Here is a 16,526-nt window from a genome sequence, read left to right on the forward strand (position 1 = left end):
AAGTAGCTTTACACAGGAATAAATTTAACTTTTTCAGTGTCCGGTTATCGCTATTTGCCGAAGTACGCCTGGGTGCCATGAGCAGACATTGATAACGCCCACCACAGTCTCTTGTTAGGCATTCGTGATAACAAACTCGTGGTAGCCTTCTGTTTCAGGCGGGTCAACTTTATCAACACGGATAATATTTAATTTAGCAAACATACTATTCCAAAATTTTAACGCTAAACTATCGTTTAAATGAACTGCTACATGCCACTGATTTGTTTCAACAGGCATCAAATTTTGAATAACAAATTTGGCAATGCCTTGTCTTCGATATTTGGGTAGAATAAAAATATCAGCCAACTCAGGTATTTCTTTGCCAACGATCTTTGTTGGTTCTACGGTAGCAAAACCAGCAATTTGGTTAGAAACGAGTACAAGATAAATAATGCAGTCTTCTTCACCACGAACTACACATTCTAAATATTCTTCATCAATATCATAGCAACCATCTAAACCAACATCTTCTAAGTCAAATATACTCTGATGATATTGGTAAAACTGCCACAGCATTTTTATTGCAGCGATATCGGTTGATTCTGCTTTTCGTATTGTAGTGTCCATATTATACCTATTTCCTTATGTGTGGTCCGGCACTAGCTATCACTATAGATATGAATATTCGCTAGTAGTTATCTTTAAAAAATCATGTTATTAAACGATAACTACTCGAAAATAACAACAAAATAAATTTTAATAATGGATTGAAAAAACCGCCAACAAGCTGATAGTCATACGGATAAAACTTCACGTCAAACAAAGAAGCTCGATTGACTGCTTATCGCTCATATCTGTCAGATAAATCTAACCCTATTAGTCAAAACTTTAAGCTCTGATATGAGCTACTTCACTCAAACTCACCTTTTTTAACAGGTTTAATGGGGTCTTCATTGAATTGACAATAAAAAAGCCGGCAACAGGGGCCAGCTTTCTCTTTATCAAACATAATCATGTATCTATCACCGTTGTACTTCATTAGGATTTAACAGTTGATTCTAACGCTGCCGTAACAAGCATAATCTAAGTGCCTGTGCTTTCAGAGCCTTTTAATAATATAGCTTCAGCAATCTCAACAATTTCTGCTCGTGAATGTAAGCTTGGTTTTATTCCTACACTTTTAAGCTCTTGGTGTTTATCACTTTGTTCTTTGGTTCGTAGCGTGTGCCCTAGTGCTTGCAATATCTTCCCATCTGCCACGGTTAAGCCTCCAAAGAGCAAATCTTTATCTACAATTAAATTCCCTAAGTTATGGACTAACTCTCCAACAGCACATGACAGCTTTTGCTCATCTGTAAACATTAAAATTCCTTCGTAGCTCAATTTTTAACAAGCATTTAAGCTGCGTTTTTTTTTGCTGGCTGCTTGCTAAGCAATAACCCCCAGTTTGACGATATTAATTCTTTAATATGTGGGTTTAAACTTTCATCATACTTAGTAAACGCAAGCGTTCTCTCCTCTTCTTCTACAACTTTTTCAACATACTTTCTGCGCTTAATTCTAATTGATGCTGTACATAGGTTACTTGCAAACTCCTTATTGTATCGTCTCGTTAACTCATCGGCAGTGCAATTTGTATTGGCCAGAAAAAAGGCTTTAAGGGTATCTTCACTTATCCCCGCTGGCTTGGGACGTTTTATATTGTTGCGATACAGCGTGTTTTTTATAGCTAAATCTGATTTGTAAGTTCTAAATGTTGAATTGAAAAGCTTAGTAAGCTCTGTCAAAGAATATTTATTCACATTCAAACTTAAAAACTCGACCTGATCATCTGAATATTTAGAATTTGTAGGTTTTTTCACAATAATTACCTTTTAGGAAAGAACAGAGCACTAATTTATACTAAATGTATATTCAGGCTACTAAGCTGGGATGGTAAAATAAGTCGCGGCCTTATCCTTCGCCTTATTTCTTTTATAAACATTTAATGCTTTGATGTAGTGTCTATATCTTTTGTGCATACAAGCTCTTTAATCATTTTCCGAGCACTCTGCAAATCAGTCATGTAAGAGTGTATTGCACCAATCAAATGCTCTGTAGTGACGCCTTCTAAAATCAAAGGAAAGCAAAAGCAAAGCTGGTTTTCATTATTAATGAATACTTTTAAAAGTTTGTACCGTAGGTTGAACTCAGAAAGTAGCTGATAATCAAAGAATGATAAATTCTTTACTCTGCTTTCAAAATAAAGACTGCTAACAGTCTCTTCACCACTCCAACTAGTAACTGATTCAAGAGGTCGAACGATTAAATCGAAATAGTCTAATTCATACAAAATTCTGTTTTTTTTGTAAATTGCATCCTCAACAACAACTTCTTCTATTAATTGAGTAACGTCAAACATCGTAACGTTCTCAATTATTTCGCCGGGCTGGTAGTGCCCAGAAGACATTATTTGGCAAAGGTCATCACTCAGATCAGTACCGAATGGATTATTCTCTTTATCAAAAGATTTTTTATTCATAGAAACACCCATAGAAAACATGCAACTAAAAAAACAGTGACTAATATTGGTTCACCAATAGTGTTAGTTTTAGTTACTAATAAAAATTTAAACCGCTTATTCGTTATCGGATAACAGAGGGGTATCCCGCTATCCGTTAGGTAATCCCCGACCAAATGCATGGCATACCCGAAGCAAAGCCATAGCAGCCAGTACGGTGCAGATTGTCCATATACAAGTAGAATCAAGACCAAAGGGATTATGCTATGTGTTATTCCTCGATGGCCAAAAACAAAGCTTATTGGCATAGAGATAAATTTAAGTCGCTTACCTATGAACGAACCTGGATGGTCTAGATCGTTTAGCGAAGCGCCGATTAAAGTTAAAGCGCCACCAAGTATCAATTGTGCGTTCATTTGGTCGAATTTATCACTTAAATAGTCTAAAGCTACAAGGTAGCCACCAGCTGCTATAGCAAGGTGGCTTTTAAACATCATTGTCTTTACCCCTTGTTAGAGTAGTTTTTAGTGTCAGTGCTTGGATTTAACGCTTTGGTTCGAGCTTCAATTAATTCTAATTCACGGTTGTGCTCTGCTTGAATGGCCTTTTCCTTCTCAGCACGACGTTTACCTAAGCGTCTTTCCAAATCATCAAATTGCTTTTGAACAGCGTTATTATTAGTCTTCGCTTTCAATTGCTGTAATGCTTTATTAAATTCTTCATATGGCAACTTCAGCAAGGTATACGCATGGAATTGGCCGTTAATAGTCGAGAGCTTTTGATCCACTATTTGGTAACCCACTACCGGAATTGAATCAACTATTTGGTCAATCAAAAATGTAGTTTGCGTATTAACATCACCGCTTGCACCACCTTGCTCAAACGAACGTTCTGAGCCAGACAACTCTTGTCCAGTTTGTTTAGCTAATTCAAACTCAGCCTGTAATCGTGCGGCACGACGAGAGTGATTTAGCTGTTTTGATTGTGCAATACCAACACCATAAAATCCGGTTGAATCTGACGCTGGTGGTGCTAGTACCCACTCAGGTAAAGCTTCAATTTCTTTTTCTTGCTGTAGTGTTGATTTTTCTAGTTGCGCAGCTTCGTTTGCAGCACGTTGATTTTCTAGCGCTTCAAGCCTATCTGCCATATCATCATTTGATGAACAACCAGATAAGATAGCTAGACCCATCGCTAGCGAAGTTATTTTCAATTTCATGGATGTATACCTTGTTTTAAAGTTAAATATTAACATTGAGCTGCTGCAAGTTATAAAATTACAGCTACCCAAAAAGTACATTGTAAATTTTTTAGTCTAATTCTATAACTGATCCGCTATAGCGGCTTAACCATTTACCCGATCGCTTACATTCGACGAATTCATCTTTGGCTAGATGCATTTCTGCAAACGCTTTAGCAAGGCGAGTATCTTTAATTTTGAATAGTTGGCAATAATCTGCTGACGCATATTCGACAGTAACGAACAAAAAGCGACGTATATTAATGCCCACTAAACTTGCAACATATGTATAAAATGCTTGCTGTAAATCGTATTTCAACGAGCGCATTTGTCTTGAAAAATCATCTGGATTAGCGGAGCGAGTAGTTTTTACATCAGCCGCTTCATCGTCAAACCTAAGCCAATCGAATTTAACCTTCAAAAGTAAACCTGAACGTGGGCAGCGTGAAATAATGGCAACCTCTGGTAAGCCATAATTAATGTATGCATCAGCTTGAGGTTCATTTTTTAAAGATTTAACAATTCGTATAGCGCTATCCCACACTTGGCCATCAACACCCAGCTTACCGCCATACAATGTTTTTTCTTCGCCTTCTATTACTGCGGTGCTTTGTGCGCCCTCTTTTTCGCGATTAAGTCGTAGTAAATGTTCAAAAACTCTAGCATTTGGATCATGTTTAACCAATCGCTCAGCTTTAACAGCCTTAGTTCCTGTCGTTTTTAGATTATGCTTTTCCAGCTCAGCTTTAATTTGCGCTTCAGTATGCAAAGCATCCGGCTCATCAATAGGTAGTAATTCTCTAAAGTATTTGTTGTAAAAGTCTTCTGGCTCAAGAATTAGTTCATGGCCAAGTGTGCCTGCATCTAATGTGCGTTGAGTTTGAAGCGTGCGCTTAACTTCAATACCTGATAAATATTTACGGTAGTAATGAGGTGGTGACTCCTTGAATTCTTTAAGTTGAGATGAGCTTAAAGCAGGGAGGCTATGGTACAAATCGTTAGGCATATTAATGTAAATGCCTTCAATTAACTCCCCTTTAGAATCAACATAGTTAGGCTCGCCATTAGCATCGAAAGCTTCTATGGCTTTTTCTACCCAATTACTTAACTTAGGTGCAAGTTCTTCATTAGAGATAGCTTCTTGAATCTCATCAAGACCATAACTTAATTGTTTTGCTGCTGACATTGGTTTAACCCTTTAACTATTTATGCCGACCATAATGCCATAGATAGAAATTCAGGCTACTAACCTAGAATTGCATATTAATCAGGCATTTAATCTTGCTATAAGCTAAACTTAATCAGTACTAATTTCATAGAGTATATAATTTTGATTACACAATTCTGGTATTACACACCAAGATTATGTAACGCATACGGCTTTAAACACACAATTGTGGTGTTGCTCACCAGTAATATGTAACGTGAACGGTATTGAACACACAATTATGGTGTCCCACACCAAGAATGTGTAATGTGCACGGCATTAAACACACAATTATGGTGTCACACACCAAGAATATGTAACGTGTACGGCATTGAACACACAATTATGGTGTTACACACCAAGAATATGTAATGTGTACGGCATTGAACACACAATGAAGGTGACACACACCATAAATATGTAATGTTCACAGTATTGAACACACAATTGTGGTGTCACACACCAAGAATATGTAATGCCAACGGTGTAGAACACACAATTATGGTGTCATATACCAAGAAGATGTAATGTATACGGCATTGATTACATAATTATGGTGTCGTACACCAAGAATATGTAACGTGTACGGCATTGATTACATAATTATGGTGTCGTAAGCCAAGATTATGTAACATATACAGCATTGATTACATAATTATGGTGTCGTACACCAAGAACATGTAACGGTAAATCTTAATTTGACAATCACGGTGTGGTACACCAAGAAGATGTATTGTATACAGTATTGAACACATATTTATGGTGTACCACACCAAGAAGATGTAATGTAACTAGCATCGATTACACAATCATGGTGTCACACACCAAGAATATGTAATGTACAAAGCATTGAATACACAATCTTGGTGTGAAATATTACACTATTAGATTAAAATTATTTAGAACCCAACAATACTGGCGTCCGACTATGAGTAAAAAGCTAAGTGATATACCTATTTCAAGAACTAACTTACCTAAACATATTAAACAAGGTCATAAATTGGTATTTAGTCGGAAAGACTTATCACCACGCGAGGCCGATTTATTTGCTCTAATGATGGCTCAAATGAAAAGCTCTGACTGGGTTAAATCAACACCACAATACACTTACACTGCCAACCAATTATCTGAATGGTTAAACATTGATTCAAAACATATTGGTTCGGTGCTAGCTCCTGCTGCAGAAAGGCTTGCAGGTTATAAAGTGGGCATCAAAATTGAATCTGAAACGGAAGATGATGAATTCGATTACAAACCTCTATTCAAAAATATCAAATATAAAAAGGGACTATTAACGATGGTTCCTAATGACATGCTTGAGAGTGAATATATTGAATATCACCATGGGTTCGCACTGATAACTACAAAAACATTCTTAGATCTAAAACAAGAGTATTCTAAGAGGCTTTACGAGTTGCTAAGCCGCTTTAAAAAAGATGGATTTGAGATGCATTTTATTAAGGTTGATATACTCAAAGGCTTATTTGGATTACTCGACGAAAGAGGAAAACTAAAAAAGAATAAAAGCTCATTTAAAAACAATGGTGTTTTTATGCAGCGATGCATAAGAGATAGCATTGATAGATTAAGCAATCACCCTATAGTTAGGAAAGAGCTGCTATTTCTGGAAAGTAAAACAGGTGATATTGGGTATGAAGTTAAAACACAAGGAAATCGCATATCTGAAATTAAATTTCTTATCAAATGGCATGAGAAAGGCACGTACCATGAGCTGAACACTCAAGACGCTCTACAAACAGTGAAAGAAATGATTGCAAAAAAAGTTACTCTTAAAGAAAAACTTAGTGTTCCCGAGTTAACTAAACTTATGATGGCATATCGTTATTTAGAAATAGATGAAGAAGCGGATAAAGTAGAAAAAGCATTACAATCTTATACAGAAAAAGAAAATGTAGAAAAGACTGTAACTGAAGATGAAAAGAGTGAGCTTGAGTCACTATTAGAGTTAACTAAAGATCTTGATTACTAAAATTTAGACACCATAAATGTGTAAACTATAAACCGGTTAAGTGATCAGCAACACCATTTAAGTGATCAGTAACACCAGTATTGTGATCCTAACCACCAACTTTGTGATCAGCATTACCATAATTAAGATCTAAATTGCCTTTTTTTATTTTTTAAATCAAAGAGATACAAACTCTATAGTTTTATATCTCTTTCTAGTATTTATACATTTAATATAAATTATAGGGTTTGTGGATATGTGTATAACTTTTTAAAAGCAATAAATCCCAGTTTGTAGCCAGAATTTTCAAATATGTTTAACTACTGAAAAAACTGGAGTCAAACAATGTCACATAACAACTACATCGATTTATTTTTAAATAAAGAATTTAGAACTCAACTTATAGCCACGTATGAAACTAATAAAATTGACCGTTCATTTGATGTAAATGAAATCAATAGCCAATTACGTGAACTATTTGCTTGGATAACCTCTCAAGTTAACAAACAAAAATTATATAGCAACCGTAAACCTAGCTTTGACAGCATAAAACCTAAAGAGTTAGCTCGCTGCATTCTTGAAATAGCCAATATGGGCTTATCTATTAATCCATATGACAAAGAAGCCTATTTGTTTATACATTGGGAATCTCACTGTGAACAAGTATTTCCAACTGTTCAAATTGGTATCCAGGGCATGAATCAATTTTACGGCGCCTGTTCCAAAATAAAATCTACCAACTTCAGTGTTGTGCATGAAGGCGATCAATTTGAATGGTACGGTGAAAACACGCCACCGCGATTCATACACTCATATACAACCGATGGAAACGCCATTGTAGCCGCTTTCTCTGTTATCACCTTTACGGATGGTACATTCTATTGCTCGTACATTGGTACAAGTGAAATTCAATCTATTATTTCTGATAAGACACATATGGCAGATGATGCTGGAATAAGTGCTTGGGTTAACTTTACGAGTCGCTGTGTGCGCAACGTCATTTTACGCAGGACATTTAATAGTCTCGCGAACCTATTGGGCTTACTACCGAATAACAGAAGTATTAATGACTCTGGGGTTGTTGTTAAAGTTGAACAACAAACGCCGAACGTGCCACAAACTAAGAGTTTTACTGAGGAGTCAGTGAGTGATGAGGATTTTGCCGCTCTCTTGGCTAATCAATTAGAACAGTAGTCAAATTATTGATATGGCCTATAGTGGCCATATCAACATGATTAATTAAAGGGTAACTATCGTGCGTAGAATTATTTTAGCTATAGCTGAGCACTACAAAAGTAATAAAACAGCAAAAATCACTCAGTTTATTCAAGGTGAATATAACCGTGTTGTAATTCACGAGAACACGCCTATTTCATTGCACGATGTCAATGAATCGGACGTTTTGCTTGCTCTTAATGAAACATTGTTAAAATTAGAATTGGATTTTAACGAATTACTTGATTTTGTGAGTATTGTGCCTGCAATTGACCGCAATACTAAGCAACTGACGGCTGTTGTAGAGCTAAAATCGGGCTACTTTCGTCACCTGATTAACTCAAGCGCAAAGACAAAGGTTCATGAGGACTTTATCCTATACACCACTGATATGTACCAGCTTTGCGGTAACGATAACCATATTAATTATCGTGAATTTCCTAAAAAGCCTGACAGCGAAGTTATCGCTGCATGTATCAACTTCAACATAAACAAAGGTAAGGGTTCGTGTGGGCTCTCTCTTAAAGAGCTGGAAGCAATTAAGAGACTCTACATTGATATTAAGTACGGCGGCTTCAATGCATTTGATGATGATGAATGGCTTGATATATACAAAGCGTCCACTTATCGCCGCGCATTAGAAGATGATGCATTACAATGCCCCGAAAACATTCTCGGTAAACCTGTGACTGCTAAGTATAAAATAGCGGTAGAAATGCATAACGTATTTTTTCGCAAACAAGAAAAAGCAGACTCTTTGATTAAGAATGACTTTGGACGGGTAATTGGTAGAAAAACCAACCTTTTCTCCCCTGCTGAATTAATTAAACAGAAAAACTTACCGCGTTATGGTGGATTTAAAATTGCTGCATCGCGTGGCCAAAGTGCCACCAGCACTCTTGATAATAATGTGGTTACTTTAGACCCATTTGATTTTGGTAATTTCAACCATGAAATATTGGTTAATAACAAACGCAGTGAGATTGAGCCGGTAAAAACTATATCACCGGCAGAGCATGAACATATTGAATCATCTGAAGAACTTATTGTTAGCGACTTTCTTTGTTAAATAATTAAAAGTGAAATAAATGAATATTAAAACTCGTGTCATATTGAAATGTAATGAAAATGAGCGCAAATCAGTACGCATAATGGTGTATGAAAACGACTCTGAATTTTTCATACGTTTAGATCTGTGTGGTATGGGTTTGAACTTTGAGTATGAAGAATTTACTGCTGGTGGCTTTAAACGTGAACATTTGGCTTATGAGCGCCTTGAAGAAGAAATTACATGTTTAGAGCAAATTGATTTTGAAGTTGCAAAACGTAATGACAATCCAGTCCAAACATTAGAGCTAGAACAACTAAAATCGAAGCCTATCATGCCTCTGTCGTACTCAAAGTTAGATGACAAGCAAATCGATGGCCTAACAAATCATCCGTGCTTAGAAGTCTATTCAGGCATTCAGTCAGTCATTGTATTTGATGAATTTTACAATGTTAGATTCTATCCAGCTAACAAAATTGGTATTGAAGGGGCTGTACTACCTTTACCAACGACATATACGAACATGATCAAGGCTGCTTTTAAGCGACTTGGCTTGGGATACACTATTGTAGAAGGCTTCTATTCAGCTAGATTTGGTTTTACGGCCGTTGATGCTGCGATAGTGAATGGTAAAAAGCTAATAGATGTTCGTTACAGCGAACGTTTTAAATTAATGAATAGCTTTGTAAGTAAGGTTAATTCCAGTTTATTTAAAGCTGGTGACTTAAAAACCTCCAGTCGTACTAATTTGGGATGCAGCGCATACTCAGTTGTGCATAGTTCAGTTTTATACCTTAAAAAAGAAAATTCAGTTCCATTGTCATTGATGAATGACGTTAATAGTCAAATTGATACTCTTATTATTGATGATTTAATGCCTGAGCGTGCCTCTTTGCACTTAGATGGGGAGTTTATCGAATGTTTGAATGTTACTACTGGTGTTATATGTAAAAGATCTAGTGTTTTTTACAGTCGGTCTAATTACAATTTTTTTGAATATGCTAGTGTTGCGTGTGTTCGGACTGAGAGTGATCAAAGGGAGCCTTTGATTTTTTTCTAACTACGCTTGTATCACGTTGCACTATTTGTGATAACAGTTGCGCAGAAACAGTAAAATCCTCAATAGTTTTACAAAGATTGTCAGATCGGACGCCGCCATATAAATCAAAATGCCGACGCGCCTCTAAATAGTTCTTATCTCCATCTTGAACTATTAAAAGTTTTATATCGTGGTTGCCTTCGTTTTGTTCGTTTACCCATTGGTACGGCAGCGATGACAACTCACATAGTCTTATACGCATAAGAAATTGTTCTATATAATTATCATGATGCCATTGCCCCGAAACTGAGTTTAAAACTATAAAACCGGCCTTTGGTCTGTCGATGGTAAAGTGATACCCACTGGCCTTAGAATAATTAGCACATATTTTAACTTTTCGCCCTTTAAATGCATTCTCTAAGAAGGCCATCATTTCCAAGCTTGAAACTGCATCGATTATACTGTCGTGGTTTTCAAAGTATGAAACCCCAGCCTTTATAGCCTCAACATGTTCAAATATATCTACACTCATATTACTCCCTATGGACTAAATTCAAGGTTACAGACTTGTTTTGGGTTGGCTTCCCCGGATACCTCTGCCCATGCTGCAGCAGCAATGTATGAACTCTTTGATATATCTTCTTCAGAAAAACTTAGTATTTCAACACGAACCCCCATCGACGTTTGAATTAATTCAGCCATCACGGGCTCTGGCGTTAATACAAATTGAAGTAACTCTTTCGTCATCTTAATGTCGATGTTAGAACATGCAATAGCCTTGGCGTAACAAGATAAACTGAGAAGTAATGTTTTATTTGTTATTTCAAATAAGTTATTACTTTCGTTTCCCTTATTTAAATTCATTGCTTCTAAAAGTGCTCTTCGCGTATTGGACTCAATTTTGATGAAAACTTTTTTCCAGAAATCATTTAGCTTAATGCTAAGGGATTCTATTTCCAAATTAAGAGCGATGCCTTGCATACATTTTTGACCTATACGAGCGACGCATTGGGCGGGGTCTATTATCGGCGTTTTTCTTTTGTATCTTACAGATCTATTAGCTATTTCAATTATCTTTGATAGAACTGCGCCGTCAGTATGGGCCAATTGTACTATCTTTGCAGTGTTGTAATCCTGGTTAAAGCATGCATTCTTTAGCTCACTTATCACTTTGTTATTAGCTTTAACCAAGCTGCGCCCAGCGCCAAAAAGACGCCGGACCTCCAAAACAACAAGAGATTCATTGCTCAAATTTAACATTCAATTTTCACTATTTACTGCCGGTGGTCTTCTAATACCATTTGGTCAATTGCATCCATGAAAGAGTAACCGTTATCAATTAACTCCTGCCTGCGCTGCTTTTCGTCGGCATTAGTGGTTAATGTAAGCTGTATGCGTCTATCAGTATATAATCGACAGACTTGTGATTGTCCTTCATACTTTATAAAAATCTCTGAGTAAGCAATATCAGTTCTTGATGGATCGGGTTGGACCGTATGTGTTGATTTTATCAGTTTAAAATCCAATTCACTACCAGAGTATGCTTTTTCATTCTGCAGTTTTTCAACGGCCTCTTCTCTTTGTTTAAGTAAAAGTAGCCAATTTGAGTTATCAAGAATTGCTCGACCTACATCTGAGCTATAACCATCCATTACAGATTGAGTGATTAGCCCACCAGCAGCATTATATTTTCTGAAGCGTCGCCAAGCTGTTTCTAGGAATTGACTAAAAAAACCAAGCCTTGCTTTTGTTGCTTCATCTCCCTTCAAATATTCCCACGCTTCGTCTAGCAGGAACATCCGACGACGTGCTTGCCCACCAAGGTACATTGTTTGCTGTATTGACATAATTACAGACATTAAAGCAATTGTTTGTAAGTGCGGGTCGCCTTTAAGCTCTTCTAGCTCAACTACTACTAGGCGAGAAGAAAAATCGACTGGCGGCTTTTCGGGATCAAAATATGCGCCATAGTAAAACCCTTTACAAAATGGTTTAAGCTGGTGGCCAATTTCTCTCACCGCTTCATGTTCACTTTTTACACACAGTTCATAGTAATCATCAATACAGGCCTTATTACCTTTGTCATTCCATAGCGCTGTTAACAGGGTCAACATTTGCGAGCTTTGAAAGTCTGAAATTTTACCTGAAGGTGCTGCCATTGTTTTTAGTTGCGCTAGGCATTGTATACCTTGACCTTCTTCACCATCAAACTCATGAATATATGAGAACGGGTTTAGTGTATAAGCCAAGTCTTTATTGAAGACTAAGAATTGCGCTTCATGCAGCTGCTTTGCTAGACCTTCGTAAGAACGCCCCACGTCAATTACGAAAACTTGAGTTCCATCATCAAAATCTTTGTTTTGTGCTGGGTTATCGGGATCATCTTGTAATTTAACGCCAGAAGAAAGCATGTTTGCAATGAGGTATCCCGTAAAGAAAGACTTACCTGCCCCGGAAGTAGCTGCAATATAAAAGTTATAGTTTGTCTGTGATTTAAAAAAGTCGATATTTACCAACTGACCTAATCGGGACGTTAATAATAGTCTAGGTTCCGAGGTGTTACCCGCCCAGCTCCCCATGTGAGGTGTTAAAAAAGGAAGTGCTTTTGAAGTACATACATTATAACGGCCAGAGAGATTAACAACTTCTTCGCTAAGCCCCATTGGGAGTGAGCTTATGAACATCGGTACTGTGAAAAAATTATTATCAACCAGCGTACAGCCCTTACGCTCGTAGAATGCAATAAGTTCTTCTGCAAACACGTCGGCTCGCTCTTCATTTTTAGCAAACACATTTACTTGTAAGGCATACTTAACAATAGTTGATTTTTCTTGCTCAATTTCGCGATTTATATCGTTAAAGTCTTTATTTTGGAAGCGTAATCGGTCAACCCATTGCACTAACTTGCCTTTTGCCTGTGAGTTTATAAAACTACGTTTAGATTTAATATCTTTAATAGCTTTTACTGCGTCTTCATAATACATATTAAGTGTGATCATGAAGTGCTCTGTCAAAGGTGCTCCCTTACCTTCGAGCCAATCACCAAGCAAGTCCATCATTTGACCATAAACCATGTTTTCTGGCATTTCAGTTACAGACAACGATTTAATGTATTCACATTCGTTATCTTTATCATCTAGTATTTTTATGCCACTACCTTCTATCTCAACTCGCTTGCCAGGATCTAAAATCTGATCACGCATTAAGCCCGAAGCTTGTGACTTTTCTTTAAAATGCGGGCGTGTACGCCACTTGTCTTTATTGAACATGTTGAACATAACGCGTAAGCGGCGACGAAAACCTACATCATCAAGCTCTACTGCGCCTAAAATTGACAGTGAGCGTAAAGCGCGCTTTTTAACATCTTTGGCTACCGTTAGTTCATTACTAGTTGGTACAAGTTGTTTAATAGGTATTTTTATAGTAAATATGAACTCAAAAGTTCTAAATATAAAATCCGATTCATTTATTCCTTCGTTTGTACCTTTGCGGTAGAAATCATGAACAGCTTTTGCTATGGATGAAACTTGCTCTTGGTCTTTACCTAAGTAGCGTCCAGTTCGTGCAGCACGAAAACCATAGAGCTGATTTTCAATATCAGGGCTTGAAATTAAAGATGCCTGTATAAGTGTTCCTTTGGGAAACTTTGTTTTGTAAATACCGGTTAAGCTATTTAAAATTTCACGATTACCGCCGTTTGTGGGCATTGATCTAAATGCAAAGCCAAGATAAGGCCCCTCTAGTAAAAATAATTTTTCATCCTCCCAGTATTCTAAGTACGGGAATAAATCAGCAAAAGCTTCGTGCTTTAATAATTTTTCGTTACGGCGGCGAAATGCAGACATTTTTAAAATACCCCTTTAATTACTTTCTACGGTTGATTGGGTTTACTACTTCCATAGCATCGACTCCGTTTGAGCGATTACGAGCACGGTTGAATTGCTCTTCACTACGGCGTTTTACTTCTAACGGTACTACCCGAGAAGGTCTGTCGTTGGCAGCTTCGCCATAACTCCACCGTCTAGGTGTAACCTCAACAAATGTATATCCTGGCATATGTAATAAACCGTCTGAATCAGTATACGAGGCAATTAATACACGCATAACTTGAGCAGGCTCAAGCGTTGCTAATGGCTCAGGTGCGAGTGGTTCATTATTGCTTGGCCACTGTTCATATTGATTTTGTTGGTATGAAAAACGGGTTTGCGGTAATGCTTCCGGTGTTTGGTAATTATCGGGAGTTTGCTGGCCGTCTCCACGCGCAGCATAGGTAACGCCATTGTCCGTATTACGCTTACTAGATTTATTTTCAAGTTTAGTTGTTTTGTTTTTATTGCTAATAACTTGCTTTGTTTCACCATCACTTTCGTACAACGAAACGTGATTTGTGTTTTGGCCATTGCGGTATGCGTTTAGCTCTTCTTGGGTTAGGTTCTCAAGACTAACGCGGTTATTAGTTAATTTATAAACATCACGAGGTCCACCACAGACACCGCCTTTTTTTAAATTTGGGCAGGTAAATTCTTCTTTACCTAGTGAATTAACACACCCTTGAAGGCTTAAAGCACTCATTACCAGCGTTAAAGTAGTTAAAAGCTTAAATTTCATTGTAAGTCCTTAAATCTGAATGATTACACATGTTATTTGTTTGAGTGAGGTAGCGTGGGCATTGGCGCGGATCAGGTTCACTGCCAATTGGTGACATACAGCCACCTAATGCACTTACCAAAATTATTACTGTTAATGTTTTAATCATAATGATTCCAACCATTTATCTAACTCAATGGGCGCGCCTTTCGACACAAGGCCATCTTCTCGTACAACATGCGGTAAATTGGTGATTTTAAAAATTTCCTGCATATAAACAGTAAACATTAAATTTTGGTCAGGGCAGCCTTCATTGGTGTCCAAGAATGATTCGCTTGTGTTGTTAGCTAAATCTTCTATTGCAAGCTCTCTATCTGGTGCACAAAGTATGCTCATGCTGCGTTTTACTGCATCCTCTCCACCAATCAGCGGCATCATGACAAATACGAAATGGTATTTTTCTTTGTTAGCGTTAATCTTTGCTACAAATTCTTGGGTATGTTTTGCTGTTGGGTCCCCAAAAATAACTCCTTGGCGCGGTATATCAGGGTTACCCAAAACAAGTGAAGCTAGGTCTTTTTGGAAGTCGAATTTCATTTCAGATAATGGCATACGTAGTGTATCGCGCACATCGTCAACGGTTTTGAGCGTTTTTCTATGCCATACGTCCTTTATTGTTCCTTCAATAGCAAAACGACCGTCAGAACTAATGATATAACTTCCACTTTGAGCTTCGACAAAATACAAGCGTGAGATTGGTAGCTCTTGAATGGCGTTTACAGCTCCGTATTTTCCAAGGTCACGTTTTGTTTGCTCTGCAAATTCAGTGCGTGACGGTATAGGTAACTTAACTTCATCTTTATTTACTTTTTCTTCTGCAAAAACAGAACCGCTTAGAAGTGCCGCAATAATGGGGAGGGTTAGTAATTTCATTTACTTAACGCCTCTCAGATTTTTAATTAGATCATCAACTGGTGCATATCCTCGTTGAACTAGTTGCCCATCAATTGAGAAAACGGCAGGCGTTCCACTTACACCTAAACTTAATCCCAGTGCAAATTGTTCAGGTATTGTATTTTCGCACGTACTTCTTGGCACGTTCGCTCTATGTGCTGCGGCATCTAAGGCCGCTTTAGGGCTTTCAGCACACCACACATTCTCTAATTTGTAATAAGCACCAGTGTACTGCGTTTTATTTTGTTGGTTGTATACGCCTTGTCTTGGCCATGCTGCATAGTGGACAGTTACACCCGCTTGGTTGAAGTCTTCTACTTCATTATGAAATTTTGTGCAGTACGGGCATGAGGTATCGTAGAAAACGACTATTTCACTTGTTTCGTTTTCAGCCTTGTATGTAATAAAGCTATCTTTTAATTCAGCAATTTTCTTTCCATTTTCTTTTGCTAAACGCGCTTTAGTTAAATTAGGAAGGCCTTCTTTAGCTTCATGAACATTGCCAGCAACAATATATTTTCCATCTTTGGTGGCATAAAACACGCCTTTTTCGGTAACAACTTGCACCATATTTGGAAGTGGTGATTCTTCAATTGCGACAATTGGAATTGGTACAAGCTTTGTAAAGTTGTCTATAGCGGCTTGTAGTACGATTTCAGCTTGGCTTTTTTCAACTTTTACGCCTTCAGCATTCGCTGCTAACGAAAATGTAACGCTTAATGCAAGCGTTACCATGTTCTTCATATTTAACTTCATAATTAAGGCCTATCTAATTTAATTAGGTC

Annotated in this window: 18 protein-coding genes; 4 read left to right on the plus strand and 14 right to left on the minus strand. The window is 37.4% G+C overall.

Features of this window, described 5'->3' with window-relative positions:
* Window positions 1-114: 114 nt before the first annotated feature.
* The 7 genes from QL995_RS17585 to QL995_RS17615 form a co-directional block, all read right to left on the minus strand.
* The gene (locus QL995_RS17585) at window positions 115-609 is read right to left on the minus strand and encodes a GNAT family N-acetyltransferase (protein ID WP_290294730.1); all 495 of its coding nucleotides are present in this window, start codon (window positions 607-609) and stop codon (window positions 115-117) included.
* Between the two features lie 456 nt (window positions 610-1,065).
* Window positions 1,066-1,344 (minus strand): hypothetical protein, encoded by a 279-nt coding sequence (locus QL995_RS17590; RefSeq protein WP_290294731.1) that lies wholly within the window; start codon window positions 1,342-1,344, stop codon window positions 1,066-1,068.
* Window positions 1,345-1,379: 35 nt separating this feature from the next.
* Window positions 1,380-1,844 carry a hypothetical protein gene (locus QL995_RS17595; protein WP_290294732.1) on the minus strand — a complete coding sequence of 155 codons (465 nt, stop codon included), beginning with the start codon at window positions 1,842-1,844 and terminating at the stop codon, window positions 1,380-1,382.
* Between the two features lie 122 nt (window positions 1,845-1,966).
* Window positions 1,967-2,503, minus strand: coding sequence for a YbjN domain-containing protein (locus tag QL995_RS17600; RefSeq protein ID WP_290294733.1), 537 nt, complete (start codon window positions 2,501-2,503; stop codon window positions 1,967-1,969).
* Window positions 2,500-2,979: a metal-dependent hydrolase gene (locus tag QL995_RS17605; protein WP_290294734.1), complete on the minus strand. Its 480-nt coding sequence runs from the start codon at window positions 2,977-2,979 to the stop codon at window positions 2,500-2,502. The genes QL995_RS17600 and QL995_RS17605 overlap by 4 nt, the downstream gene beginning before the upstream one ends.
* Window positions 2,980-2,984: 5 nt before the next feature.
* Window positions 2,985-3,701, minus strand: coding sequence for an LPP20 family lipoprotein (locus tag QL995_RS17610; protein WP_290294736.1), 717 nt, complete (start codon window positions 3,699-3,701; stop codon window positions 2,985-2,987).
* Window positions 3,702-3,792: 91 nt separating this feature from the next.
* Window positions 3,793-4,908 carry a PD-(D/E)XK nuclease-like domain-containing protein gene (locus QL995_RS17615; protein ID WP_290294737.1) on the minus strand — a complete coding sequence of 372 codons (1,116 nt, stop codon included), beginning with the start codon at window positions 4,906-4,908 and terminating at the stop codon, window positions 3,793-3,795.
* A 949-nt stretch (window positions 4,909-5,857) separates the two neighbouring features.
* On the opposite strand from QL995_RS17615, the gene QL995_RS17620 reads away from it, so the two are divergent.
* The 4 genes from QL995_RS17620 (at window position 5,858) to QL995_RS17635 (ending at window position 10,221) form a co-directional block, all read left to right on the plus strand.
* Window positions 5,858-6,919 (plus strand): replication initiation protein, encoded by a 1,062-nt coding sequence (locus QL995_RS17620; RefSeq protein WP_024591264.1) that lies wholly within the window; start codon window positions 5,858-5,860, stop codon window positions 6,917-6,919.
* 324 nt (window positions 6,920-7,243) lie between these two features.
* On the plus strand, window positions 7,244-8,092 hold the full coding sequence (locus QL995_RS17625) for a recombinase RecT (RefSeq protein ID WP_290294739.1): 849 nt from the start codon (window positions 7,244-7,246) through the stop codon (window positions 8,090-8,092).
* Between the two features lie 61 nt (window positions 8,093-8,153).
* Window positions 8,154-9,182, plus strand: coding sequence for a hypothetical protein (locus QL995_RS17630; protein WP_290294740.1), 1,029 nt, complete (start codon window positions 8,154-8,156; stop codon window positions 9,180-9,182).
* Window positions 9,183-9,201: 19 nt separating this feature from the next.
* Window positions 9,202-10,221, plus strand: coding sequence for a hypothetical protein (locus QL995_RS17635; RefSeq protein ID WP_290294741.1), 1,020 nt, complete (start codon window positions 9,202-9,204; stop codon window positions 10,219-10,221).
* Here the strand turns inward: QL995_RS17635 and QL995_RS17640 are convergent.
* Genes QL995_RS17640 through QL995_RS17670 form a run of 7 tightly spaced genes read right to left on the minus strand, consistent with a single transcriptional unit; the run spans window position 10,163 to window position 16,497 of the window.
* The gene (locus QL995_RS17640) at window positions 10,163-10,732 is read right to left on the minus strand and encodes a hypothetical protein (RefSeq protein ID WP_290294742.1); all 570 of its coding nucleotides are present in this window, start codon (window positions 10,730-10,732) and stop codon (window positions 10,163-10,165) included. The genes QL995_RS17635 and QL995_RS17640 overlap by 59 nt on opposite strands.
* Before the next feature lie 8 nt (window positions 10,733-10,740).
* On the minus strand, window positions 10,741-11,460 hold the full coding sequence (locus QL995_RS17645) for an HDOD domain-containing protein (RefSeq protein ID WP_024591260.1): 720 nt from the start codon (window positions 11,458-11,460) through the stop codon (window positions 10,741-10,743).
* 14 nt (window positions 11,461-11,474) lie between these two features.
* Window positions 11,475-14,045 (minus strand): TraC family protein, encoded by a 2,571-nt coding sequence (locus QL995_RS17650; RefSeq protein ID WP_024591259.1) that lies wholly within the window; start codon window positions 14,043-14,045, stop codon window positions 11,475-11,477.
* A 19-nt stretch (window positions 14,046-14,064) separates the two neighbouring features.
* Window positions 14,065-14,808: a TraV family lipoprotein gene (locus tag QL995_RS17655; RefSeq protein WP_024591258.1), complete on the minus strand. Its 744-nt coding sequence runs from the start codon at window positions 14,806-14,808 to the stop codon at window positions 14,065-14,067.
* Window positions 14,798-14,956: a hypothetical protein gene (locus QL995_RS17660; RefSeq protein ID WP_155945836.1), complete on the minus strand. Its 159-nt coding sequence runs from the start codon at window positions 14,954-14,956 to the stop codon at window positions 14,798-14,800. The genes QL995_RS17655 and QL995_RS17660 overlap by 11 nt, the downstream gene beginning before the upstream one ends.
* Window positions 14,953-15,720, minus strand: coding sequence for a hypothetical protein (locus QL995_RS17665; RefSeq protein WP_024591257.1), 768 nt, complete (start codon window positions 15,718-15,720; stop codon window positions 14,953-14,955). Before QL995_RS17665 ends, QL995_RS17660 begins: the two co-directional genes overlap by 4 nt.
* Window positions 15,721-16,497: a DsbC family protein gene (locus tag QL995_RS17670; RefSeq protein ID WP_024595899.1), complete on the minus strand. Its 777-nt coding sequence runs from the start codon at window positions 16,495-16,497 to the stop codon at window positions 15,721-15,723. It lies immediately after the preceding gene.
* Between the last annotated feature and the right edge of the window lie 29 nt (window positions 16,498-16,526).

Source organism: Pseudoalteromonas sp. APC 3358, assembly GCF_030408075.1.
GTDB classification, from domain to species: Bacteria; Pseudomonadota; Gammaproteobacteria; order Enterobacterales; family Alteromonadaceae; genus Pseudoalteromonas; species Pseudoalteromonas arctica.